General features: G+C 65.3%; 21 protein-coding genes. 12 read left to right on the forward strand and 9 right to left on the reverse strand.

The features are described from left to right. The coding region (locus tag RT513_RS12990; protein WP_290687407.1) for an exodeoxyribonuclease VII large subunit at positions 1-612 on the forward strand (612 nt) is incomplete at its 5' end. Positions 613-1,079: 467 nt separating this feature from the next. Here the strand turns inward: RT513_RS12990 and rpmG are convergent. The 3 genes from rpmG to RT513_RS13005 form a co-directional block, all read right to left on the reverse strand. Beyond that, positions 1,080-1,247, reverse strand: coding sequence for a 50S ribosomal protein L33 (rpmG, locus tag RT513_RS12995; RefSeq protein ID WP_011750518.1), 168 nt, complete (start codon positions 1,245-1,247; stop codon positions 1,080-1,082). A gap of 107 nt (positions 1,248-1,354) precedes the next feature. Further along, a complete protein-coding gene (locus RT513_RS13000) occupies positions 1,355-2,935 on the reverse strand; it encodes a DHA2 family efflux MFS transporter permease subunit (RefSeq protein ID WP_290687365.1) in 1,581 nt (526 codons plus the stop codon). 4 nt (positions 2,936-2,939) lie between these two features. Continuing rightward, positions 2,940-4,067, reverse strand: a complete 1,128-nt coding sequence (locus tag RT513_RS13005) for an HlyD family secretion protein (protein WP_290687363.1) — start codon at positions 4,065-4,067, stop codon at positions 2,940-2,942. Between the two features lie 183 nt (positions 4,068-4,250). On the opposite strand from RT513_RS13005, the gene RT513_RS13010 reads away from it, so the two are divergent. Beyond that, positions 4,251-4,892, forward strand: coding sequence for a TetR/AcrR family transcriptional regulator (locus tag RT513_RS13010; protein ID WP_290687361.1), 642 nt, complete (start codon positions 4,251-4,253; stop codon positions 4,890-4,892). A gap of 75 nt (positions 4,893-4,967) precedes the next feature. Here the strand turns inward: RT513_RS13010 and RT513_RS13015 are convergent, their stop codons facing one another. From RT513_RS13015 to RT513_RS13030, 4 genes are all read right to left on the reverse strand, one after another. Then, on the reverse strand, positions 4,968-5,327 hold the full coding sequence (locus tag RT513_RS13015) for a HesB/IscA family protein (RefSeq protein ID WP_290687359.1): 360 nt from the start codon (positions 5,325-5,327) through the stop codon (positions 4,968-4,970). A 64-nt stretch (positions 5,328-5,391) separates the two neighbouring features. Further along, the gene (locus RT513_RS13020) at positions 5,392-6,102 is read right to left on the reverse strand and encodes a DUF3307 domain-containing protein (RefSeq protein WP_290687357.1); all 711 of its coding nucleotides are present in this window, start codon (positions 6,100-6,102) and stop codon (positions 5,392-5,394) included. A gap of 118 nt (positions 6,103-6,220) precedes the next feature. Further along, complete coding sequence (locus RT513_RS13025) at positions 6,221-6,835, reverse strand: hypothetical protein (RefSeq protein WP_290687355.1); 615 nt, start codon at positions 6,833-6,835, stop codon at positions 6,221-6,223. Then, complete coding sequence (locus tag RT513_RS13030) at positions 6,832-7,191, reverse strand: SUF system Fe-S cluster assembly protein (RefSeq protein WP_035714183.1); 360 nt, start codon at positions 7,189-7,191, stop codon at positions 6,832-6,834. The genes RT513_RS13025 and RT513_RS13030 overlap by 4 nt, the downstream gene beginning before the upstream one ends. A 403-nt stretch (positions 7,192-7,594) precedes the next feature. On the opposite strand from RT513_RS13030, the gene tgt reads away from it, so the two are divergent. Continuing rightward, entirely contained in the window at positions 7,595-8,734 is a 1,140-nt protein-coding gene (gene tgt, locus RT513_RS13035; RefSeq protein ID WP_290687352.1) for a tRNA guanosine(34) transglycosylase Tgt, read from the forward strand. A gap of 660 nt (positions 8,735-9,394) precedes the next feature. On the opposite strand, the gene rlmJ is transcribed toward tgt, so the two are convergent. Further along, positions 9,395-10,180 carry a 23S rRNA (adenine(2030)-N(6))-methyltransferase RlmJ gene (gene rlmJ / locus RT513_RS13040; protein WP_290687349.1) on the reverse strand — a complete coding sequence of 262 codons (786 nt, stop codon included), beginning with the start codon at positions 10,178-10,180 and terminating at the stop codon, positions 9,395-9,397. Between the two features lie 246 nt (positions 10,181-10,426). On the opposite strand from rlmJ, the gene lon reads away from it, so the two are divergent. The 4 genes from lon (at position 10,427) to RT513_RS13060 (ending at position 16,319) form a co-directional block, all read left to right on the forward strand. Continuing rightward, the gene (gene lon, locus RT513_RS13045; protein WP_290687343.1) at positions 10,427-12,835 is read left to right on the forward strand and encodes an endopeptidase La; all 2,409 of its coding nucleotides are present in this window, start codon (positions 10,427-10,429) and stop codon (positions 12,833-12,835) included. Between the two features lie 320 nt (positions 12,836-13,155). Further along, positions 13,156-13,848: a response regulator gene (locus RT513_RS13050; protein ID WP_088216939.1), complete on the forward strand. Its 693-nt coding sequence runs from the start codon at positions 13,156-13,158 to the stop codon at positions 13,846-13,848. Between the two features lie 67 nt (positions 13,849-13,915). Continuing rightward, positions 13,916-14,989 (forward strand): FIST N-terminal domain-containing protein, encoded by a 1,074-nt coding sequence (locus RT513_RS13055; RefSeq protein ID WP_290687342.1) that lies wholly within the window; start codon positions 13,916-13,918, stop codon positions 14,987-14,989. Beyond that, positions 14,973-16,319, forward strand: a complete 1,347-nt coding sequence (locus RT513_RS13060; protein WP_290687341.1) for a hybrid sensor histidine kinase/response regulator — start codon at positions 14,973-14,975, stop codon at positions 16,317-16,319. Before RT513_RS13055 ends, RT513_RS13060 begins: the two co-directional genes overlap by 17 nt. Before the next feature lie 133 nt (positions 16,320-16,452). Here RT513_RS13060 and cbbR read toward each other — a convergent pair whose 3' ends face one another. Then, positions 16,453-17,421, reverse strand: coding sequence for a LysR family regulator CbbR (cbbR, locus tag RT513_RS13065; RefSeq protein ID WP_290687340.1), 969 nt, complete (start codon positions 17,419-17,421; stop codon positions 16,453-16,455). 90 nt (positions 17,422-17,511) lie between these two features. Here cbbR and RT513_RS13070 point away from each other — a divergent pair, with 90 nt between their 5' ends. From RT513_RS13070 to fba, 5 genes are read left to right on the forward strand one after another with little or no spacing between them, the layout of a single operon-like run. Beyond that, positions 17,512-18,519 carry a class 1 fructose-bisphosphatase gene (locus tag RT513_RS13070; protein ID WP_290687339.1) on the forward strand — a complete coding sequence of 336 codons (1,008 nt, stop codon included), beginning with the start codon at positions 17,512-17,514 and terminating at the stop codon, positions 18,517-18,519. 4 nt (positions 18,520-18,523) lie between these two features. Next, positions 18,524-19,402, forward strand: coding sequence for a phosphoribulokinase (locus tag RT513_RS13075; protein WP_088216944.1), 879 nt, complete (start codon positions 18,524-18,526; stop codon positions 19,400-19,402). 9 nt (positions 19,403-19,411) lie between these two features. Continuing rightward, positions 19,412-21,397: a transketolase gene (gene tkt / locus RT513_RS13080; protein ID WP_290687338.1), complete on the forward strand. Its 1,986-nt coding sequence runs from the start codon at positions 19,412-19,414 to the stop codon at positions 21,395-21,397. Further along, positions 21,394-22,395 (forward strand): type I glyceraldehyde-3-phosphate dehydrogenase, encoded by a 1,002-nt coding sequence (gene gap, locus RT513_RS13085; RefSeq protein WP_313534107.1) that lies wholly within the window; start codon positions 21,394-21,396, stop codon positions 22,393-22,395. The genes tkt and gap overlap by 4 nt, the downstream gene beginning before the upstream one ends. 12 nt (positions 22,396-22,407) lie before the next feature. After that, entirely contained in the window at positions 22,408-23,487 is a 1,080-nt protein-coding gene (gene fba, locus RT513_RS13090; RefSeq protein ID WP_313534108.1) for a class II fructose-bisphosphate aldolase, read from the forward strand. Positions 23,488-23,493 lie beyond the last annotated feature (6 nt).

Below are 23,493 nucleotides of genomic sequence, written 5' to 3' on the forward strand. Positions count from 1 at the left end.
CTGGACCTGTGGAGCCACCGGCTTCCTGCGGCGCTCCGCGCGCTGGCGGCCCGGCGCCGGGCGGGGTTCGAGCGCGCAGGCGTCCGGCTGCAACCGGCGCTGCTGTCGCGATTCCTCATCCATGAGCGGCGGATGGCGGAGGACAGGGCGGCGCGCCTGCCCGGCCTGCTGGGACAGGGGCTGACGCGGCGGCGGGAAAACCTCGGGCGGCTGTCGCTGGCGCTGGAGGCCGGGTTTCGCCGCAGCCTTGCCGACAATGCTCGTGCGACCGCGCGGGGGCGGGAGCGGTTGGCGGTGCTTTCCACCCGGCTCGACACAGGGGTGGCCCAACGGCTGGAGGGGGTGAAGATCCGGCTGGAGGCGCTTGAACGGCTCCGCCAGACGCTCGGCTACCGGGAGACGCTCCGCCGCGGCTATGTCGTCGTCCGCGCCGAGGGGCAGGTTGTCACCTCGCGCATGGCGGCGGAACCAGCCCCGGCGCTGGAGCTGGAATTCCACGATGGGACGCTCATCGTCGGTCCTGCGCTGCCGGCCAGCCCGAAACGGCGCAAGAAGGCCCCGCCTGCTGCCGGCGGGCCGGAGGGGGAGGATGGTCAGGGCACGCTGCTCTGACCGGAAAGGATTGCGCGCCAGACCCCCGAACGCCGGTTGGCTCCTTCGGAATTGGCAAAGGCGGAGCCATTGATCGTCGCGCACCGTTGCAGAGGCGCGGGACCGGTCGAAATTGTGAGGGGTGGCGACTGCGGGAATGCTCCCTTTCGCGCGGCAGAAAGCTAGCAGTTCGGCGCGGAGCCGGCCGATATGGAGTTTTCATTCCCGCCTGAGCAGCCCGGACATGCTCCGTTATGCTCAAAGCCGCATATCAGCGTTTCCCACGAGGGCTGGGCAATTCTGACGCCGCTGCAGGACAGATGCCGGTGCCCTGCTGAGCTCTTGCCCTGCTGACTCACTTCCCGCGCCCCTTCGACGGAGAAGAGTCAGCCGGTCGAGGCGCGTATGGCGACAGATTTGTCGGAGAGGCAAAAACGAAAAAACCGCGCCTCACGGCACGGTTCTTGAGTCTTCCGAAGGAGGCAGGATTACTTGATCTTGCCTTCTTTGTATTCCACGTGCTTGCGCACGACGGGGTCGTACTTGTTGACCGTCATCTTTTCGGTCATCGTGCGGGCGTTCTTCTTGGTGACATAGAAATGCCCGGTGCCCGCCGTCGAGTTCAGACGGATCTTGATCGTCGTCGGCTTCGCCATTGGTGTTCTCCTGCAGTCGGACGCTGCGCGCGTCCGCGAAATTCTTTGAAGCCTGCCTTTTACGCATGGATCGACCGGAGTCAACCGCTTTCGATGCCTTTTCGCTGCTAGTGGCCGCCTGCCGCTCCGGCAGCCCCTTGAGGACGCTGGACCAGCGGCACGAGCAGCAGGGTCACGCTGAACATGACCGCAAGCACGAGGAAGATATCGGCGAAGGCCATCACGGTTGCCTGCTGGCGCACCATACCCGCGACCCGTGCCAGCGCGGCCCCGTCGGCGGCCGGGCCGAGGGTGCTGGAAAGACCCGCCGCGATATTGGCCAGCCGCTCCGCCGCCGCGACGCTGCCCCAGCGGACCTGCTCCGCGAGCCGTTGGTAGTGCAGGTCGGTGCGGCTTTGAAGCACGGTGTTGATGGTCGCAAGCCCCACGGCGCCGCCGAGGTTCCGGGTGAGGTTGAACAGCCCGGAGGCGTTCTTCACCCGATCCGGCGGCAGCGTGCCGAGCGCGATGGTGTTGATGGGAATCATGCAGAGCATGAGCGATACGCCCCTGAACGCCTGCGGCCAGAACAACTCGCCGAACGCCCAGTCCGCGGTAAGCGGTGTCACCATGTAGGTCGAGGCCGCGAAACCCGCGAGGCCGAGCCCGATGAGCTTGCGCGGATCCACCCGTCGCACCAGATTGCCGACGACGGGCGCGGTGCAGAACATGGCCGCCCCGGTGACGAAGACCGTCTCCCCGATCTGGAGGGAGGTGTAACCGCGGATCCGCGCGAGATAGAGCGGATAGAGGTAGGTCAGCCCGTAAAGCCCGATCCCCAGAACGAATGTCAGGAGCGATCCGACAGCAAAGTTCCTGTCGCGATAGGTGGAAAGGTCCACGATCGGCGTCCGCGCGGTGAAGGTCCGCCAGAAGAAGGCGACCGCTCCGCCCACGGCCAGCGCGGTCATCAGCACGATGGTCTCGTCTGCGAACCAGTCGTTCGTCTGCCCTTCCTCCAGCACATATTGCAGCGAGCCGAGGAACAGCGTCATCGTGGCGAGGCCGAGGAAATCGAACCGCCGGAGCAGGGCGTAATCCGGCTCGTCGAAGTCCACGAGGAACCAGGCCAGCAGCGTCGCCGCGATCCCCGGCGGCACGTTGATCAGGAACAGCCAGTGCCAGGAGAGAAGCTCTGTCAGGTAGCCGCCGATGGTCGGCCCGATGGTCGGGGCGAGCGTGACCGTCAGCCCGACCACCGCCATGACCGGTCCCTGAAGGCGCTTGGGAAAGATGATGTAGGAGGCCGCGAACGCCGTGGGGATCATGCCGCCGCCGATGAAGCCCTGAAGCGCCCGATAGATGATCATCTGATTCAGGCTTGTGGCAGAGGCGCAGAGCGCAGAGGCCAGCGTGAATCCCGCAGCCGAAAGGGTGAACAGAACCCGCGTGGACAGCGCCCGCGACAGAAAGCCGGACAGCGGGATCATCACCACTTCGGCGATGAGATAGCTCGTCTGCACCCAGGACACTTCGTTCGGGGCGGCAGACAGGCCCGCCTGGATCTGGCTGAGGGAGGAGGAGACGATCTGGATATCCATGATCGCCATGAACATCCCGAAAACCAGCGCGGCAAAGGCGATGAAGCGGCGCGGCGTGACCACCGGCTCCGGGCGGGAGGCGGGGGCTGCGAGAGCGGTGTCGGCCATGGCCTCAGTCCTGACGGGGGGGCGTCGTGCGTGTATCCGCCGTCACGACCACCGACATGCCGGGGCGCAGCCATCCGGCCTCCGCCACATCGTCGGGCACGTGGATGCGGACGGGCAGACGCTGGACCACCTTGGTGAAGTTGCCCGTGGCGTTTTCCGGGGGAAGCAGGCTGAACACCGCGCCGGAGGCGGGAGAAATGCCCATCACCGTCGCGTCGAAGCTGCGGTCCGGATAGGCGTCCACCTCCACCCGGACATGGGTGCCGGGCAGGAGCTTTTCGATCTGCGTTTCCTTGAAGTTGGCCTCGATATAGCCGTCCCGGAGCGGCACGACGGCCATCAGCCGCTTGCCGGGCGTGACGTAATCGCCGATGGCGACCGACAGGTTGCCTACCACACCATCGACCGGCGCCCGAAGCACCGTCTCGTCGAGCACCCGCGCGGCCTGATCGCGCTGGGCGGTAAGGCCGGGAACCATCGCCTCGGCCTCCGCCTTCTGGGCGGAAACCACGCGGGCATTGGCCTCTGCCGCGGTGATGCCTGCGCGGGCTTCTGCCAGAGAAGCCTCCGCCGTCGCCGCAGTGGCCCGCGCCGATTCGAGGCGCTGGGCGCTGGCTGCATCGGTCTGGGCGAGGCGGATGTAGCGGGTGAGATCCGCCGCCGCCTGCACGGAGACGGCCTCTGCCGCCGTCACCTGCGCCTCGGCCTGGGTGATGCTCGTTGCGGCGGCGGCCTCCTGGCTTTCGATTCGCTGGATGGAGGCCCGCTGAACGGCAAGCTGCGCCTCTGCCTGGGCCAAGGCATCACGCGCGTCGCCATCCTCCAGCGTCACGAGCGGATCGCCCGCATGGACCGCTTGGTTGGCGACGGCGGGAACGGTGGCGACATAGCCCGCCGTCTTGGGGGCGAGGATGGCGAAATCGACGCGGACATAGGCGTCGTCGGTGGACACCTCGAACCGCCCGGTCGTCCAGTAGTGCCAGCCGAAGGCCAGCAGCGCGATGAGCGCGACAACCCCGAGACCGATCAGGATGAACCGCTTGCGGCCGGGCGGGGCCTTCTGATTGGCAGGCGGGGCGGTGTCGGTCCGCGCGGGAGCGGTGTCGGAAGACTGAAGCGAATCTCGGGGCATGGGGAGGCTCGTTGACAGCGAGGGCCGGGAGGGCCGGCGGGTGCGGCGAATTGACCGAACCGTTCGGTCAGGCATTGACATACTCCTCTTCCCGGCTAAAGCAAGGGCTGATGACGCGGAGTTGCAGTAATGAATGCCAGCCCGATCTCCGATGCGACCACAGCCAGCATGAGCACGGCCAGCATGAGGGAAGAAACCTTGCCCGGGGCCTGCGCCAAGCGGGAGCAGATCCTGGAGGGCGCGCGCCGCCGCTTCCTTGCCGTCGGGTTCGAGGCGGCCAGCATGGAGACCATCGCGCGGGAGGCGGGCGTGTCCAAGGGGACGCTCTATGTCTATTTTCCGAACAAGGAAGCGCTCTTCATCGCGTTGGTTGAGGAAAGCAAGCGGCAGACGGCGGAGCATCTCACCGCGCTCGACCCGGCCGGCGCCCCGGAAGAGGTGCTCACACGCTATGCCGTCGATCTGATCACCCGCCTGCTGGAACCCGAACATATCGCCCTTGTCCGCATGGTCGTGGGCGTGGCGGATCGGATACCGGCCCCCGCGCAGAGCTTTTTCGAGGCGGGTCCGGTGGCCGGCGCGCGTCGCATCGCTGCCTATTTCGCGCAGCTTGTCGCGGCGGGGCGGCTCGACATGCCGGATGTGGAGGCGGCAGCCTGGCAGTTCCTGAGCCTATGCACCCACCCCGTCATGGTGCGGACGCTGATGGCGGCGGACAGGGAACCGACGGCGGAGGTCATCACAGCCCATGCACGGCGATCCGCGGCGATGATCTTTGCCGCATATCCGTTGGGTCACGCGGAGAGGGCCGCTCAGGCAGGCTGAAAGGCGTAGCAGCGCCGGCGGTCAAGGAGCCGCGCGGAAAGGCAGGGTGCGGACCGCGCGGAAAGGTAGGCTGCCTCAGCCTGCGGGCATGTCCTTGAACTTGATGGACTCGCCGCAGCCGCAGGCTTCGGCGACGTTCGGATTGTTGAACTGGAACCCGCTCTCCAGCAGCGAGGTGGCGTAGTCGATCTCCGTGCCGAACAGGAACATCTGTGCCATGGGGGCAATCAATACGCGCGCCCCGTCCTGCTCCACGATTTCATCCATGGGATTGACCTCGGTCACATAGTCCATGGTGTATTCCATGCCCGCGCAGCCGCCCTTCTTGACGCCGATCCGCAGCCCTTTCGCGCCATCTTGCTCCATCAGCCGGGCGATCTGCCGGACGGCTGCCGGGGTCAGGGTGACGGCCTGTTTGCCGGGAATGCTGAACATGGGAAACCTCGCGCTTTGACCTTGCAATGTAAGGCCGCGGGCACTCCTGCTCAAGACCGTCCGGTCAGGACGTGAGGACAGACAGCAACGCGCGGACCGCGAAGGCTGTCAGAATGGCCCAGGCAAAGCTCGCGAGTGTTCCGATGAGCACATATTCGGAGGCGGCGCGGTCCTCCCGTATCGCGCCGAAGCGCAGGATAGATTTGGCGGCGAGCAGGAACCCCACCGCCTCGAACTGTCCCACCAGAATGAATGTGAAGGCCAGCCCGCGTTCCAGCAGGCCGATCATCCGTCCGGCGCCCGGCAGCCCCTCCTCCGGCAGCGGGTTCCGGGGCGCAACGGAGGTGACGATGAGACCTGTCGCGAAGTCGCCGCCCCGGATGGCAAAGATCGCACCGCCAAGAATGAGCATCAGCGGAGGCAGTTCCGTTGCGGGAAAAGGCAGTTCGGCCCAGAAACCGCCCTGCCAAAGGCCGGGCTGGCCCAGGCTCGCCGCGACGAGGATCAGCAGGTGGGCCGCCTGATCGGCCAGAAAGGCTCCGGGCCCACGCGGCAGCCGAAGCTTTGCCGCGTCGATGGCGAGATGGCTTGCTGCGATGACATAGGGCGCGGGCGTGTCCACCCGGCCGAGGGTCAGAAACATCATCAGGAGGACTATTCCCGTGTGCAGCAACAGTACGGGCGTATGGGCCTTGCGATCTACCATGCGCCGGGTCTGAAAGACAAAATCGGCAAGGACATGGGCAAGGAACAGAGCGGCAAAGGTCTCGATCATCAGGAGTATCGCTCTGCTGCGGCCTTTACGGGAAGCTAGCCACGCCGACTATCGGGGATCAAGGCGGGAATGCGATCCATATTTGGGCGTTTTTATAAAACACACCTTTATTTGGGTGTCATTCCCCGTCATCCAGCTCCAGCGCGGCCTCAATCGCCCAAAGCCGGGCTGCATCCGCCTGACGCTGCACGATCTGCGGGGCAATGCCCAGCGCATCCGCCACGGCGGCGCGGGTCCGGCCCGGATGCGACAGCAGATGAAGGGCGATTTCCGCCTGCCGCGCTGTCCAGCCTGCGACTATGCCGTCCGAAAGCGCGAGCGGGATGGCCAGCCGCCCCTCCGCCGCCATCCGGCGCTTGGCGGGCAGCCGGTCCAGCAGTCGGCCCGAGGCGAGAAACGCGGCTCCGGCGGCATCCTCCAACCCGTGGGTGCCAAGCCGGTCCACCGCGCCGATGGCGAGGGCAAGACGGGTGTCGCGGCCCTTGGCCACCGCCCGCACCGCGGCGCGTGCGACCAGTGCTGCGCGAAAGGCGAGCCGTGGCGCGGCCACCATCTGCCAGCCGTCGCCGCGAAAGCGGGTCAGCCGTGGCGCGACATCCTGAAGGGCCGCCAGCGAATCAGCGGCCCCGCCAAGCGCGCGGAACAGGTCATCCAGATCTTCGGTGGAAAGCGCGGAGGAGGCGACGATATCGCCCGTCAGAACGGCAAGACGGCCCGGAAGCCCGTCGCTCACATGAAGCCCAGTTCGAGCCGCGCCTCATCCGACATCATGTTCATACCCCAGGGCGGATCCCAGGTAAGCTGCACGTTCACCGTCTTGATGCCGTCCACCGGCTCCACCGCCTCTGCGACCCAGCCGGGCATGTCGGCAGCCACAGGGCAACCGGGCGCGGTCAGCGTCATGAGGATGGTGACGTCGTTCTCATCCGTGATGTCGATCGTGTAGACGAGGCCAAGATCGTAGATGTTGACCGGGATCTCCGGGTCATAGACCGTGCGGCAGGCCGCGACCACGCTGTCGTACAGCGGATGGTCGGTGGTGGAGGGTTGAACGAGGGGGCTGCCCTCCAGGGGGAGTGCTTCGGTCATCGCGTCTCTCGTCTGCAACGGGCGGGCGGTCTTGGCCTGATATAGGCAAGCGCGCGGGCAGGGTCCAGACCGGCGCGGACCAACGGGGGGAAATCTCCGGGGCAGGGGGAATAATATGCGGATTTTTGGCGCATTGACCGATCGCCTGTGGCTGAGCAGCCCCTTGCCGGCCCGCCCAGGCGAGGTGGCGGCTCATGCCTGCCCGCGGTTGCGGCGAGGCTTGCGGTTGCTGGCCTGACCGGAACGCCCCGGCGTCGCATCGCCCGCGTGGGCCAAAGGGCTTGGGCTTCCGCGCCGGATCGCCTATGTCACCGCCCGACAGTGGAGCCCGACAGCTGAGCCCGACGCTAGACCCCAGTGGCGGCGTCCGATGGTGAAGACGGCACCGAAAGCGGAGAAGGCGATGAGCGAGACATTCGGGTTCACGGTGGCGGCGACGGACGGCAAGGCGCGGACCGGCGTGATCTCCACCCCGCGGGGCGAAATCCGCACACCTGCCTTCATGCCTGTCGGCACCGCAGCGACGGTGAAGGCCATGATGCCCGAGAGCGTTGCCGCCACGGGCGCGGACATCCTGCTCGGCAATACCTATCACCTGATGCTGCGGCCCACGGCGGAGCGGATCGACCGGCTGGGCGGGTTGCACCGCTTCATGAACTGGGACAAGCCGATCCTGACCGACTCGGGCGGTTTTCAGGTGATGAGCCTTACCGCGCTGCGGAAGCTCAACGAGGACGGGGTGCGGTTCAAGTCGCATATCGACGGCTCGGAGCACTGGCTGACGCCGGAGCGGTCGATGGAGATCCAGCGTCTGCTCGGCTCCGACATCGTGATGTGCTTCGACGAATGTCCCGCGCTGCCCGCGACGGAGGCGGAGGTGGCGAAATCCGTGCGTCTCTCCATGCGCTGGGCACAACGCTCGCGCGATGCTTTCGGCGACAGGCCGGGACACGCGCTGTTCGGGATCATGCAGGGCGGTGTCACGCAGGAATTGCGCGAGGAGTCCGCCGGGGCGCTGAAAGCCATCGGCTTTGACGGCTATGCCATTGGCGGCCTCGCGGTGGGTGAGGGTCAGGAGGCGATGTTCGGGGTGCTGGACTATGCGCCCGGGACGCTCCCGGAGGACAAGCCCCGCTATCTGATGGGCGTGGGCAAACCGGACGACATCGTGGGCGCGGTGGTGCGTGGCGTGGACATGATGGATTGCGTTCTGCCCTCCCGCTCGGGGCGGACCGGGCAGGCGTGGACGCGGCGCGGTCAGGTCAACATCAAGAACGCCCGCCATCAGGACGACCCCCGCCCGCTGGACGAGGACTGCACCTGCCCGGCCTGCCGGAACTATTCGCGGGCCTATCTCCACCACGTGTTCCGCGCGCAGGAGATCATCTCCTCCATGCTGCTGACGTGGCACAACCTGCATTACTATCAGGAGCTGATGGCAGGGCTACGCGCGGCGATCTCCGAGGGACGGCTGTCGGATTTCGTGGCCGCGTTCGAGGCGCAGCGGGCCGAAGGCGATATCGAGCCGCTCACCCTGACCTGAGGGCGGAAAGCCCGGGGCATCGAACCCCGGTCTTTCCGGCTGCCGCGGAATGGCGGGAGATGTCGCGGCGGGATCAAGGGGAGGTTGAAGAGGTCCCGCCGCCTTCGTCGGGTCATTTACCCGGGGGGGTGGCATGCCTGTGAAATACGCGGGGAAATTATGTGGGATCGTGAAGCACCGAAGTGCTTCGACGGACAAAACTCCAGTTTCATGCGGATGCCGGTCTGGTCAGCATCGACCCAAAACGGGTCAAGACAAACGGTGCAGTCTGCAATAATTCCCCGTCGGCCACCACATGTGCGCGGAGATGGCTTGCCACGCTTCGTGCTCCTCCCCACGCCCGCAGAGAGGACGCATGTGTCCGGGTTTGACGCAAAACCCCGACCGCCCTGTGCGCACGGTTAGAATTCATGAGTTTTTACATCATCGTCAATACTGAAACCCCCGCCTGACGCGCGGGTAGGACCCTATCTGCTGACCCGCCCCGGCGACGTGTTGACCCACAGCCCGCGCGCGCGGGTAGGACGCCTGTATATCCGGGACAGGCAGACCGGGTCAGCGCTTGCTCACTTGGCAGGTGGTTTTTCGCACCTTCGGGACGGCGATTCTGAGGAAGCCCGGCGCCGTGTCATGACTGCAGGTGCAACTGCCGGTGGCGGGTCACTTCAGCGAGCGGAACAGGCCGGTGAGGCGCCGCGCCTCATCCCCGAGGCCCCACGGAGCGTTGAGGATGAACATGCCGCTCCCGATCATCCGATGACCGTCCCGCGCGGGAGGGAAGCGGACCTCATGGCGGAGCGCATCTGGGTGAGCGTGGGTCAGGTCGGCCAGCATTCCGCGATGCGGCTCACCCGACAGCACGGGATACCAGAGCGCCACCACACCCACATTCCATTTCCGCGCGATCGACCCCACGAAGCGGGGGAGGGCGGCATAGTTCTCCTTCACCTCATAGCTCGGGTCGATGAACAGCATGCCCCGGCGCGGTTCGGGCGGCGTGCGGGAGAGCGCCATCTCCAACCCGTCCTCATGGAGCACCGTGGCGCGGAAGGGGGCCATCGTCTCCTCCAGCGCGGCGAATTCCTGGGGATGCAGTTCCGCGAGCGTCATCACGTCATACCGGCGCAGCGACAGGGCGGCGATCAGCGGCGAACCGGGATAGCTCGCGGGCCCGAACCGCTCCCGCACCTCTGCCAGACGCCGGGCATAGGGGTGGTCGGGCGCGAACCAGCCCAGCCGCTCCGCCACGGCGATCCCCTGCGCGGCTTCGCCCGTCTTGGCGGCTTCCGCCCCGTCCAGCCGATAGAGGCCGCGGCCCGAATGCGTCTCCATGTAGGTGAGCGGCTTTTCCTTGCGGGCGAGGTAGTCGAGCATGACGGCGAGAAGCGCATGCTTATGCACATCGGCCATGTTCCCGGCATGATAGCCGTGCTGGTAGGACAGCATCGCGGTTCTCCTTTTCCCCCCGCTAGCGCGATGGGCGGCGAAGAGCAATCACCCGCATCGGCGAACCCGTGCCACCCCGCCTTGCAACCCTGCCGCCATACCGTCATTGTGGCGGGGAAGGCTGCTGCGCGGCAGGTTGAAAGCCGCGCTTCCGCCCCCCAAATATAGCCTCCGAAGAGCGGGGAAGGCCAAGGGTTGCCGAATGAGCGGGACCGGTGCCTTCCTGCCAGGAAAGGAAGAAAGAGCATGAGCGAACACCCGACCAACAGCTACCCCGTGCTGCCGCTCCGCGATATTGTGGTTTTCCCCCACATGATCGTGCCGCTGTTCGTGGGTCGCGAGAAATCGGTCAGGGCGCTCGAAGAGGTCATGCAGGACGACAAGCAGATCCTGCTTTCCTCCCAGATCGACCCGTCCGAGGACGAGCCCTCCCCTGAGGGGATCTACAAGACCGGCGTCCTCGCCAACGTGCTGCAACTGCTCAAGCTGCCGGACGGCACCGTGAAGGTGCTGGTCGAGGGCAAGGCGCGTGTAAACATCACCGACTTCGTCTCCAACCCGAATTTCTTCGAGGCGCGGGCGGAGTTGCTCGACGAGACCCCCGGCGAGAAATCGACGGTGCAGGCGCTGCTGCGTTCCGTGGGGGACGAGTTCGACCGCTACGCCAAGATCAAGAAGAACATCCCCGAGGAGGCGCTTGCCGCCGTTTCCGACACCAAGGAACCGGCGCGGCTGGCCGATCTGGTCGCGGGGCATCTTGGCGTTGACGTGGCGCAGAAGCAGGACCTGCTGGAAACGCTCGATATCGGCGAGCGGCTGGAGAAGGTCTATGGGCTGATGCAGGGGGAAATGTCCGTCCTGCAGGTCGAGAAGAAGATCAAGTCCCGGGTCAAGAGCCAGATGGAGCGGACGCAGCGCGAATACTATCTGAATGAGCAGATGAAGGCCATTCAGAAGGAACTCGGCGACGGCGAGGAAGGCCAGAACGAGGTTGCCGAACTGGAGGAGCGGATCAAGCAGACCCAGTTCTCCAAGGAAGCACGCGAAAAGGCCGAGACCGAGCTGAAGAAGCTGAAGTCCATGTCGCCCATGTCGGCGGAGGCCACGGTCGTCAGGAACTATCTCGACTGGATGTTGTCGATCCCGTGGGGCGTGAAGTCGCGCACCAAGAAGGATCTCGGCAAGGCCGAGGAAGTGCTGGATGCCGATCACTACGGTCTGGAGAAGGTCAAGGAGCGGATCGTCGAATATCTGGCGGTGCAATCCCGGAGCCAGAAGCTGAAAGGCCCGATCCTCTGCCTCGTCGGCCCTCCCGGCGTCGGCAAGACCTCGCTCGGCCGCAGTGTCGCGAAGGCGACGGGGCGTGAGTTCATCCGCATCTCGCTCGGCGGTGTCCGGGACGAGTCGGAGATTCGCGGCCACCGCCGGACCTACATCGGCTCCATGCCCGGCAAGATCATCCAGGCGCTGAAGAAGGCGAAGACCACGAACCCGCTCATCCTGCTCGACGAGATCGACAAGATGGGTCAGGACTTCCGTGGCGATCCGGCTTCCGCGATGCTGGAGGTGCTGGACCCGGAACAGAACTCGACCTTTGTCGATCACTACCTCGAAGTGGAATACGATCTCTCCAACGTGATGTTCATCACCACGGCGAACTCGTACAACATGCCGGGGCCGCTTCTCGACCGGATGGAGATCATCTCCGTCGCGGGTTACACCGAAGATGAGAAGCGCGAGATCGCGAAGCAGCACCTGATCCCGAAACAGGTCAAGAACCACGGCCTGAAGAAGGGCGAGTTCAGGATCACCGACGAGGGGCTGATGGATGTCATCCGCTACTACACGCGGGAAGCCGGCGTCCGTAACCTTGAGCGGGAGATCGCGAAACTGGCCCGGAAGGCCGTGACGGAGATCCTGAAGGGCAAGGTCAAGAGCGTGGAAGTCACCCCCGAGAAGCTCGAGGACTACCTCGGCGTCCGGCGCTTCCGCTACGGTCTGGCCGAGAAGGAAGATCAGGTCGGCGTGGTCACCGGGCTTGCCTGGACCTCCGTCGGAGGCGACCTTCTGCACATCGAGGCGCTGAAACTGCCCGGCAAGGGGCGGATGAAAACCACCGGGAAACTGGGCGATGTGATGAAGGAATCGATCGAGGCGGCGGCGTCCTACGTGCGCTCCATCTCTCCGCAGGTCGGAGTGAAGCCGCCGAAGTTCGATGCCATCGACATCCACGTGCACGTCCCGGATGGCGCGACGCCGAAGGACGGGCCGTCGGCGGGTCTGGCGATGGTGACGTCCATCGTGTCGGTCCTGACCGGTATCCCGGTGCGCAAGGATATCGCCATGACCGGTGAGGTGTCGCTCCGCGGCAATGCCATGCCGATCGGCGGGCTGAAGGAGAAACTGCTCGCGGCCTTGCGCGGCGGTATCAAGACGGTCTTGATCCCGGAGGAAAACGCCAAGGATCTGGCGGACATCCCGGACAACGTGAAGCAGGGGCTGGAGATCATCCCGGTGTCCCACGTGCGGGAAGTTCTGAAGATGGCCCTCACCCGCCAGCCGGAGCCCATCGAATGGGATGAGGCTGCGGAGGAGGCGGCAGCCCTCGCTGCCCGGCAGGAACGTGTCGCGGCCTCCGGCGCGACGGCACACTGATCATCTTGAAATCCTGAAAAGGGCGCCTCTGGCGCCCTTTTTCATTGGCCTCATTCTAAAGTATGGTTTGTCGGCAATACGCATCTTTGGCTGCTGCTTTTCCGCAGTTGTGAGCGACATCTATCATCTTGTAGTGAAACATATTTCTGCGAAAGTATCACTTTGATGGGCAATGCTCGGGCCGCAAGTCTTTCAGGTGCCCGGAAAATGCGTCCATAAGTTGCCATTAAGAAAAAGTCTTAGACTCCGGTGGTATCGGCAGTATTCTGTCTCAGGTTCCGGGCGCCTTTGGGGAGAGGCGACCGGAAAGGGAGGAAGTCATGAACGAACGTCCTGTTTTGGACGCCGGCAGCGATGTCGCGCGCGGCGCGAATAGCAACTCTGTCCGGGATGTCCTGATCGTCGACGATCATCCTTTGATGTGCGATGCTCTTGCGATAACCCTTCGCCATGCGTTTCGGCTGACCAGCGTGCGGCAGGCGGCAACCTTGGCAGAGGCTCGCGCGGCCATCCGTGATCATGCGCCGGATGCAGTGGTGCTGGACCTTACCCTGCCGGATGTGTCGGGTGTGGATGGCGTGCTGACGCTCCGGCAACTGGCTCCCGGTGCGCCCGTGACGGTGATTTCGGCGCATCTGGAAAGCTGTAGCATTGCCGCGGCGCTTGGCGCGGGGGCATGCGGCTATCTGTCCAAATCTCTGCCGCGGGCCCAGATGATCGCCGCGCTTGAACGCATGTGGGCGGGGGAGACGGTCGTACCGGAGTGTTATGACCCGGAAGGCAGTTCGGAGGCCGAGGAACTGGCCCGGACCTTTGCCACGCTGACGCCGCAGCAGATGAACATCCTGCGGCTCATCTGTCAGGGCCGGCCCAACAAGATCATTTCCTACGAATTGTCGATCGCGGAAGCGACGGTAAAGACTCATATCGCCGCGATCATGGAGAAAATCCGGGTGCGAAACAGGACGCAGGCGGCCCTTCTTGCCTCACGCGCGAAGATTTTCGATCACTGACGGGCCGATCATGTCTTTAGCGGCAGAAGGGTCGCCGTTCGCCATTTCTGGTGACGTGGAGAGTTGCGTGGCCCGGCTGGTCGAGGAGGGGCGAGAGCTGGCGCTGGTGCTGGCTTTTGCTGCCGATCGGGATGATGTCCGCCTGCTGTCCGACCGTATCGGTGTGGCGGTTCCCGGAACGACCGTTGTCGCCTGCTCCTCCGCCGGCGGGTTCGCTTACGGCGGGCCGCGGGATGACGGGGTGGTGCTGGTGGTCTTTCCCGCCACCGGCTTTCAGGCGGGCGCCATCTGGCTGTCGGAACTTGCCCGTCACGCGACATTGGACTGGATGGGAGCTTTGCGGGAGCTTTCCGCCGCGATCCCGGAGGAGCAGGGCCGCTCGCGCTTTGGTCTGCTGCTGGTCGATGGGCTGAGCGGGCGTGAAGAACTGGTTGCGGCGGTGGTGGACTCCACCCTGCCGGGCCTTCTGGTGCTCGGGGGCTCCACGGCGGACGGGCTGCGCTTCACGGAGACAGCGCTCGCCCTCAATGGGGAAGCCCGGGGCGGAAGCGCGGTTTTCTGCCTGCTGTCCACGCCTTCGGAGGTGGAGGAAGTGGTCTTTGACCACTTCACACCTGACGGCGTCCCCATGGTGGTGACCGATGCGCTGCCGGAGGAACGTCTCCTGCTGACCATCAACGGCGAGCCCGCGGCAGAGGAATATGCCGTGCGGACCGGTTACCGCGTGGAGGAGCTGGGGCCTGCGGTCTTTGCCCGTCACCCGCTGATGGTGCGGATCGGCGGCAGAAACTTCGTTCGCGCCATTCGGAGCGTGACGCCGGAAGGCGGGCTGAAGCTGATGTCGCTGCTGGAGACGGGAACGGTGCTGATGCTCGGGCATGCCATCAGCCCCATGGAGGGGTTGGAAGACAGGCTTTCCCGCCTGTCGCTGCCGGTGGACATGGTGCTGGGCTTCGACTGCATCCTGCGACGAATTGCTCTCGACTCATCAGAACTTTTTGATGCGGACCGCATCTTCCGCACCTTTCGCGTGGCCGGTTTCAACACTTATGGTGAGCAGCACGGCGGTATCCACGTGAACCAGACTTTCGTGGGTCTTGCCTTCCTGGGCGGGGGAGGGCCCGATGTTTCGGGAAAGTGACGGTCCCCAGAGGCGGATCGACAAGCTGGAGCAGATCAATGCCGCGCTGATGCAGCGTCTGCAGCGGATGGAGGAGACACGTGGTTCCTCCTACGCCCTGACGCGCACGGCCGCCATGCTGGAGCGAGAAGTCCTGGCCCGGAACCGCGAACTGGAGCGCGCCCTGTCCGAATTGTCGGAGGCGAATGCCGAGCTGGCCCGCGCGCGGGAGGCTGCGGATCAGGCCAGTCGCGCGAAGTCACGCTTCCTGCGCGCCGCCAGCCATGACCTCCTGCAACCGCTGAGCGCGGCGAAGCTGTTCCTCACGCATCTCGCGGAGACCTCCAGGGAGCCATTGCAGGCCGAACTGGTGGAGCGCATCACCGCCAGCTTCGATTCCGCCGAAGAGCTGATCCGTACGCTTCTGGATATTGCCAAGCTGGATTCGGCCCGTTCCGAGGTGTCCATTTCCCCGGTGTCGATCGGTCGGTTGTTCCAGCGTATAGGCATCGACCTGCAACCCCTCGCGACCGGGCGGCAGGTGTCGTTGCGGTTCGTGCCCACCGCGCAGACGGTGTTGAGCGATCCCGTCCTGCTGCGGTCCATCGCGCAGAACCTTGTCTCCAACGCGCTGAAATACACCACGGGGAACAAGGTTCTTGTCGGTGCGCGCCGGGATGGCGATGATATCTGGCTGGAGGTTCTGGATCAGGGGCCGGGCATTGCACCTGCCGATCAGAGCCGGATTTTCAATGAGTTCGAGCGCCTCTCCCGATCTGATCAACCGGGTTCCGGGCTTGGGCTTTCCATTGTGCAGCGCGCCTGTCAGCGGCTTGGCCATCCGCTCGAACTCATCAGCGCTCCGGGCAAGGGCTCGCGCTTCCGGGTGCGCCTCCCGCGACTGGGGGAGATGTGTCTTCTGCCGCCGCAGCGGGTCGGCGCGGTAGAGGATCCGGGTGCGCTTCTGGACTTCCTCGCAGGGCACCGCATCCTGATCGTGGAGAATGATCCGAGCGTTCGGAGCGCCTTCGCCTTTCTCCTCCGCTCGTGGGGCGTGGAGGTCACCACGGCCGCCGGACTGGAAGGCGCGCTTGCCACCCTTGCGCAGGGCGCGCCGGACGCGATCCTGAGCGATTACCGGCTCGACAATGGAGAGACGGGCTGCGACGTGATCGCAGCGCTTCGCGACAGGGTGGACAAGCCGCTGCCCGCGCTCATGGTCAGCGCAGAGCAACTGGAGTTCATCTCCGAAGCGGCCAGCCAGATCGGCGCGGAAGTCCTTGCCAAACCGTTGGCGGAGATGGACCTTCGCCGGAGTCTCGCGCGGCTGCTCGGCGGTCCGGTCGCCTAGATCGCTGCGCCCCTGACAAAGTGCCGGCGGAGCGCAACGGTCGCACCCGAGGGGGAGCAGGCCATGGTCGCCTGACCGCTGCGACTTATTGCCAGAAATCACCCGACCCGATGATATGACATGCCGTTCGCGGTCAGGGCTTGCCGGCGGGCCTATCCCCTCCGCTTGCAAGCGAGAGGTCGTTTGCCGGAAGGAAGCTGCCCTTGAGATCGAGCACTTCCGTGCGGATGCGATTCGCCGCCGGTGTCAGCGGGACATGCGCGGGATAGACCAGAAACCACCGTCTGAGGATCGGCAGCCCCGGTGCATGAAGAAGCGCGAGCCGCCCGTGTGACAGCTCATCCATGACGGTGTGCAGCGACAGAAAGGCGATACCCAGCCCCGCCATGACCGCCTGCTTGATGGTTTCGTTTGATCCCATCTGGACAAGGTCGAACACCTGGCCTTCCGCTTCGGTATCCAGATAGCGCGTCATCAGGATCCGCGTACCGGACCCTTCCTCACGGGTGATCATCGTTTCGTTCAGCAGATGCTCGATCGTGACCTGCCGCCCGGCAAGCGGGTGATCCGGGGGCACGACGATCCCGTGCGGATGCGGGCCGATCATCGTGGCCGAAACCTCCGGGTGGCGGGGCGGCCGGCCCATGATGGCCAGGTCCACGGCATGGCGCTCCAGATCGGCCACAACACCGCTGCGGTTCGATTCGCGCAGAACCACCTCCACATCCGGGCAGATCGCCCGCAGCCGCGCGACAAGGCGGGGGGCGAAGTATTTCGCAGTTGAAACAACGCCAAGCGTGACCCGCCCGGCGTGGCCGCTTTTCAGAGCGGTGATCTGTGCGGCGCATTGCGTCAGCGCCACCTCGATCCGGCGGCCTGCCTCAAGAACCAGCGCGGCCTCCGGCGTCGGCTCGGAGCCACCCCCGTTATCGGCGCGCCGCAGCAGAGGCACGGCCAGCGCGGCTTCAAGGTTCCTTATCTGTGCATGCACCGCAGACGGCGTGAGTCCCAGTCGCTCCCCCGCTGCGGTGAGGGAGCCGTTGGATGCCACTGCAGCAAGGATTCGGAGTTGGCGAAGGGTGACGGCGTCGACGCGGGGCATTTCATTTTTCCTGAAAAGGCATTCGTCATTTTAAAATTTCCATGAAAGCAAACTTCGCGCAAGTTCCTTTCATCAGAAGGGAGACAGGCCATGCAGGACGCAACGCCCATACTGCCGAAGTCCCATATCCCGGTCGCGCTTCAGGACGTGGTTCAGAGAATTGCCACCGTCGCCGCGGCGCTTCAGACGCGCATCGCGCGGGACGGTCTGGATGAGGTGCTGGACGAGATGCGCGGCCAGAATGCGGGCGGCGACGGACAGAAGGCGCTCGACGTGATCGCGGATGACGCGTTCCGGGAAGCGCTGATCGGAAGTGCCGTTCGCTTCTTCGCCTCGGAGGAGCGGGACGAAGCCGAGGAGCTCAACCCCGAGGGCGCCTATGCGCTGGCAATCGATCCGCTGGACGGATCTTCCAACATCGGCGTCAACGTGTCCATCGGCACCATCTTTGCCATCTACCCGGCGGGGGCGACGGCAGAGGAGAGCTTCCTGCGCCGGGGCCGGGATCTCGTCGCGGCGGGCTATGTCATCTACGGGCCGCAATGCTGCCTCGTGGCGACGATGGGCGAGGGGGTGCAGAAATACCTGCTCGATCCCGAGAGCGGCCGGTTCCGGCTCGTTCGCGCCAGCATGGAAATGGCGCCCAAATCCTGGGAATTCGCCATCAACGCTTCCAACTACCGTCACTGGTCGCGCCCGATCCGCGCTTACATCGACGATTGCGTCGCCGGAACGGAGGGGCCGCGGACGCGGGATTTCAACATGCGCTGGGTCGCCTCTCTGGTGGCGGAGACGCACCGGATCCTCTCCCGCGGCGGGGTGTTTCTCTATCCGGGGGATTCCCGCAAGGGGTATGAGCGCGGGCGGCTCCGCTACCTTTACGAATGCGCGCCGATCGCCTTCATCGTGGAGCAGGCGGGCGGTGCCGCGACCGACGGGATCGACCTGATCCTCGATCATGCGCCGCGCAGCATCCATGAGCGTACGCCTTTCGTGTTCGGCTGTGCGCAGAACGTCGCGCGCGTGTCCTCCTACCATGACCTGCCCGACAACGAGACATCGGCGCTTTTCGGCAGCCGCGGACTTTTCAGGAGCTGATGAGATGAGCCTGCGTCACCCCATCATATCGGTCACCGGCTCTTCCGGCGCGGGGACCAGCACGGTCAAACACACGTTCGACCAGATATTCCGCCGCGAGGGGATAAAGGCGGTCTCCATCGAGGGCGATGCCTTCCACCGCTATGACCGCGCCGAGATGAAGAGCGAACTCGCCCGTCGCACGGCGGAGGGGGACTACACCTTCTCGCATTTCTCCTACGAGGCCAATGAGCTGGTCGAGCTGGAACGGGTTTTCCGCGAGTATGGAGAGACGGGCAAGGGGCGCACGCGGCACTATGTCCATGATGACAAGGAGGCCGAGCGCTTTCAGGCGCCGCCCGGCACCTTCACCGACTGGTCGCCGTTCGAGGATGGCTCGGACCTTCTGTTCTACGAAGGCCTGCATGGCGCCGTCTCCAACAACGAGGTCAACATCGCCCGTTTCTCCGACCTGAAGGTCGGCGTCGTTCCGGTCATCAACCTTGAGTGGATCCAGAAAATCCATCGCGACCGGGCGCATCGGGGCTATTCGACGGAAGCGGTCACCGACGTGATCCTGCGGCGCATGCATGCCTATGTGCACTGCATCTGCCCGCAGTTCACCGAAACCGACATCAACTTCCAGCGCGTCCCGGTCGTGGATACGTCAAACCCGTTTGTCGCGCGCTGGATCCCGACGGTGGACGAGAGCCTCGTCGTGATCCGGTTCAAGAACCCGCACGGGATCGACTTCCCCTACCTCACCTCCATGATCAACGGATCGTGGATGAGCCGAGCGAATTCCATCGTGGTGCCGGGTCCGAAACTCGATCTCGCCATGCAGCTCATCCTGACGCCGCTCATCGAGCGCCTGGTCACCAACGCCAAGCGCCACAGCCACTGAGAGGACGCCATGAACACGCAAGCTCCCATTGCCGCGCGCGCCGATGAACGGCTGATGGCCAATGCGATCCGCGCCCTGACCATGGATGCGGTGCAGGCGGCGAACTCCGGGCATCCCGGAATGCCGATGGGCATGGCCGACGTTGCGGCCGTGCTGTTCAACCGCTTCATCAGGATCGACCCTGCCGATCCGAGCTGGCCCGACCGCGACCGCTTCGTTCTGTCCGCGGGTCACGGCTCCATGCTGCTCTACGCGCTGCACCATCTGATCGGCTATTCCGACATGGGCATGGATCAGATCCGCGCTTTCCGGCAGATCGGTGCGCGGACGGCGGGTCACCCCGAATACGGCCATGCCCAGGGGATCGAGGTCACCACCGGCCCGCTGGGGCAGGGTATCGCCACCTCCGTCGGCATGGCGCTGGCGGAGCGGATGGCTGCCGCCCGTTTTCCCGATCTGGTCGATCACTACACCTATGTGATGGCGGGCGACGGCTGCCTGATGGAGGGCGTGAGCCAGGAGGCCATAGACCTCGCAGGCCATCTGAAGCTTTCCCGCCTGATCGTGTTCTGGGATGACAACCGCATCACCATCGACGGATCCACCGCGATCTCCACTTCCACCGATCAGAAGGCGCGCTTCCGGGCGTCCGGCTGGAAGGTCCTGACGGTCGAGGGTCATACCCATGCCGAGATCGCCGATGCGATCGAGGAGGCGCGTGGTTCCGACCAGCCCGTGCTGATCGCCTGTCGCACGGTGATCGGCTATGGCGCTCCGAACAAGCAGGGCAGCCATGACGTGCATGGCGCGCCGCTCGGGATGGAGGAGATCGGCGCCGCCCGCGCGCATCTCGGCTGGAGCTGGGGCGCGTTCGATATTCCCGCGGAAGTCTATGCCTCCTTCCGTGCCATCGCGGAACGCGGGGCGAGTGCCCGGCAGGACTGGCAGGCGCGGCTCGCCGCCTCCTCCGACCGCGGCGCTTTCCTGACCGATCTGGCGACCGATCCGGCCCCGCTGGCCGCGCCGATGGCCGCGTTCAAGGAGCAGCTCGTCGCCGAGCGCCCCAAGGTGGCCACGCGCAAGGCGTCCGAAATGGCGCTTGGCGTGGTGAACGAAGCGCTGCCCTTCACCATCGGCGGCTCGGCCGACCTGACCGGCTCCAACCTGACCAAGACGAAACAGCTCCTTCCCGTGACGCCCGGTGAGTTCGGCGGACGCTACATCCACTACGGCATCCGTGAGCACGGCATGGCGGCGGCGATGAACGGCATCCAGCTGCATGGCGGGTTCCGTCCCTATGGCGGCACGTTCCTTGCCTTTGCCGACTATGCCAGGCCCGCGATCCGGCTGGCGGCGCTGATGGGCGTGCCGACGACCTTCGTCATGACGCACGATTCCATCGGCCTGGGCGAGGACGGGCCGACGCACCAGCCGGTCGAGCATCTCGCCTCGCTCCGCGCGATCCCCAATCTCACCGTTCTGCGCCCTGCCGATGCGGTGGAGACGGCGGAGTCCTGGGAGATCGCCATGGCGGCGCGGACGGGCCCGGTGATGCTGGTGCTCTCGCGCCAGAACCTGCCGACCGTCCGGACCGATGCCTCGATGAACATGACCGCGCGCGGAGGCTATGTCCTTCGCTGGGCGGAACGGCGGCACGTCACGCTGATCGCCACTGGCTCCGAGGTGGAGATCGCGCTTGCCGCCGCCGATGCGCTTGCGGCCGAAGAAATAGAGGCCGCGGTGGTGTCGCTGCCGTCCTTCGAACTCTTTGCCGCGCAGCCGGAGACCTACCGGCGCGAGGTTCTGGGCGTCGCGCCCCGTATCGGCATCGAGGCCGCAATCCGCATGGGCTGGGACGCGGTGCTCCGCCCGTCCGACCGGTTCGTGGGCATGACCGGTTTCGGCGCTTCCGGCCCCGCGCCCGAACTCTACCGACACTTCGGCATCACGGCTTCCGCCGTGGCGATTGCCGCAAAAGAGATGAGGACAGCATGACGACGACGGTAGCGATCAACGGATTTGGCCGGATCGGGCGGAACATATTGCGGGCGATAGTGGAGTCTGGTCGGAACGACGTCGAGATTGTGGCGATCAACGATCTTGGCCCGGTTGAGACGAACGCGCATCTGCTTCGGTTCGACAGCGTGCACGGCCGGTTTCCGGGCGAGGTTCGGGTGAAGGGTTCGACGATCGACGTCGGCCGGGGCCCGATCGAGGTGACGGCGCTGCGCAACCCTGCGGAGCTGCCGTGGCAGGGGGTGGATGTCGCGCTGGAATGCACGGGGCTGTTCACCGACCGGGACAAGGCGGCGATCCATCTGGAGAACGGCTCGAAGCGGGTTCTGGTGTCGGCGCCCTCGGCGGGGGCGGACAAGACGATCGTGTTCGGGGTGAACGACAAGGTGCTCCGGCCGGAGGATCTGGTGATCTCGAACGGCTCGTGCACGACGAACTGCCTGAGCCCGGTGGCGCAGGTCCTGAACGACGCGGTCGGCATCACGCGGGGCTTCATGACGACGATCCACAGCTATACCGGGGATCAGCCGACGCTGGATACGATGCACAAGGACCTTTACCGGGCGCGGGCCGCGGCGCTGTCGATGATCCCGACCTCGACGGGGGCGGCGAAGGCGGTGGGCCTTGTGCTGCCGGAGCTGAAGGGGAAGCTGGACGGGGTTGCGATCCGGGTTCCGACGCCGAACGTCTCGGTGGTGGACCTGGTGTTCGAGGCTGCGCGGGACACGACGGTGGAGGAGATCAACGCGGCGATCCGCAAGGCGGCGGAGGGGCGTCTGACAGGCATCCTCGGCTTCACGGAGGAGGCGAACGTGTCCTCCGACTTCAACCACGATCCCCGGTCCTCGGTCTTTCACATGGACCAGACCAGGGTGATGGAGGGCCGGCTGTGCCGCATCCTCTCCTGGTACGACAACGAATGGGGCTTCTCCAACCGAATGGGCGATACCGCCGCCGCCATCGGACGGCTGATCTAGGGAGGATTACGGATGGCACTCATCACACTCAGGCAGCTTCTCGACCATGCCGCGGAACGCGGCTACGGCGTGCCGGCCTTCAACATCAACAACATGGAGCAGGGCCTCGCCATCATGGAGGCGGCCCGCGCGGTTGACGCGCCGGTCATCATCCAGGCAAGCCGGGGCGCGCGCAGCTACGCCAACGACATCATGCTGGCCAAGATGATAGAAGCGCTGGCCGAGATCTATCCCGAGATCCCGCTCTGCATGCATCAGGACCACGGGAACGACGAGGCGACCTGTCTCACCGCGATCCGTCACGGCTTCACCTCCGTCATGATGGACGGCTCGCTCAAGGCCGATGCCAAGACGCCCGCCGACTACGACTACAACGTGACCATCACGGAGCGCGTCTCCCGCATGGCGCATTGGGTCGGCGCCAGTGTCGAAGGGGAGCTGGGCGTGCTCGGCTCGCTGGAGACCGGCGAAGGCGAGGCGGAGGACGGACATGGCGTGGAGGGCAAGATCGACCACGCGCTGCTGCTGACCGACCCCGATCAGGCCGTGGACTTCGTTGCCCGGACCGGGGTGGACGCGCTGGCCATCGCCTGCGGCACCAGCCACGGGGCCTACAAGTTCTCCCGCAAGCCCGATGGCGACATCCTCGCCATGAAGGTGATCGAGGAGATCCACTCCCGCCTGCCGAACACGCATCTGGTGATGCATGGCTCCTCCAGCGTGCCGCAGGAGTTGCAGGACATCATCAACGAAAACGGCGGCGAAATGCCCCAGACCTTCGGCGTGCCGGTGGAGGAGATCGTGCGCGGCATCCGTCACGGGGTGAGGAAGGTCAACATCGACACCGACTGCCGCATGGCGATGACGTCGGAGTTCCGCCGCATCGCAAAGGCCACCCCGCGCGAGTTCGATCCGCGCAAATTCCTGAAGCCCGCCATGGACAGCATGGCGAAGCTCTGCCGCGATCGTTTCGAAGCCTTCGGCACCGCCGGAAACGCCTCGAAGATTCGCGTCATTCCGATGGACGAGATGGCCCGGCGTTACGCCTCGGGCGCGCTCTCATCCAGCAATTCCACCGCCAAGGCTGCCTGAGGAGGG

Source organism: Haematobacter sp. (assembly GCF_032102465.1).
GTDB lineage: Bacteria > Pseudomonadota > Alphaproteobacteria > Rhodobacterales > Rhodobacteraceae > Haematobacter.

Excerpts from the sequence above, each read along its gene's own strand:
- fba (WP_313534108.1), top strand. The coding sequence starts at position 22,408 with ATGGCACTCATCACACTCAGGCAGCTTCTCGACCATGCCGCGGAACGC.
- tgt (WP_290687352.1), top strand. The coding sequence starts at position 7,595 with ATGAGCGAGACATTCGGGTTCACGGTGGCGGCGACGGACGGCAAGGCG.
- RT513_RS13020 (WP_290687357.1), bottom strand. The coding sequence starts at position 6,102 with ATGATCGAGACCTTTGCCGCTCTGTTCCTTGCCCATGTCCTTGCCGAT.
- tkt (WP_290687338.1), top strand. The coding sequence starts at position 19,412 with ATGAACACGCAAGCTCCCATTGCCGCGCGCGCCGATGAACGGCTGATG.
- RT513_RS13075 (WP_088216944.1), top strand. The coding sequence starts at position 18,524 with ATGAGCCTGCGTCACCCCATCATATCGGTCACCGGCTCTTCCGGCGCG.
- RT513_RS13005 (WP_290687363.1), bottom strand. The coding sequence starts at position 4,067 with ATGCCCCGAGATTCGCTTCAGTCTTCCGACACCGCTCCCGCGCGGACC.
- rpmG (WP_011750518.1), bottom strand. The coding sequence starts at position 1,247 with ATGGCGAAGCCGACGACGATCAAGATCCGTCTGAACTCGACGGCGGGC.
- cbbR (WP_290687340.1), bottom strand. The coding sequence starts at position 17,421 with ATGCCCCGCGTCGACGCCGTCACCCTTCGCCAACTCCGAATCCTTGCT.
- RT513_RS13030 (WP_035714183.1), bottom strand. The coding sequence starts at position 7,191 with ATGACCGAAGCACTCCCCCTGGAGGGCAGCCCCCTCGTTCAACCCTCC.
- RT513_RS13060 (WP_290687341.1), top strand. The coding sequence starts at position 14,973 with ATGTTTCGGGAAAGTGACGGTCCCCAGAGGCGGATCGACAAGCTGGAG.
- RT513_RS13015 (WP_290687359.1), bottom strand. The coding sequence starts at position 5,327 with ATGTTCAGCATTCCCGGCAAACAGGCCGTCACCCTGACCCCGGCAGCC.
- gap (WP_313534107.1), top strand. The coding sequence starts at position 21,394 with ATGACGACGACGGTAGCGATCAACGGATTTGGCCGGATCGGGCGGAAC.
- RT513_RS13010 (WP_290687361.1), top strand. The coding sequence starts at position 4,251 with ATGAGGGAAGAAACCTTGCCCGGGGCCTGCGCCAAGCGGGAGCAGATC.
- rlmJ (WP_290687349.1), bottom strand. The coding sequence starts at position 10,180 with ATGCTGTCCTACCAGCACGGCTATCATGCCGGGAACATGGCCGATGTG.
- RT513_RS13070 (WP_290687339.1), top strand. The coding sequence starts at position 17,512 with ATGCAGGACGCAACGCCCATACTGCCGAAGTCCCATATCCCGGTCGCG.
- RT513_RS13000 (WP_290687365.1), bottom strand. The coding sequence starts at position 2,935 with ATGGCCGACACCGCTCTCGCAGCCCCCGCCTCCCGCCCGGAGCCGGTG.
- RT513_RS13050 (WP_088216939.1), top strand. The coding sequence starts at position 13,156 with ATGAACGAACGTCCTGTTTTGGACGCCGGCAGCGATGTCGCGCGCGGC.
- lon (WP_290687343.1), top strand. The coding sequence starts at position 10,427 with ATGAGCGAACACCCGACCAACAGCTACCCCGTGCTGCCGCTCCGCGAT.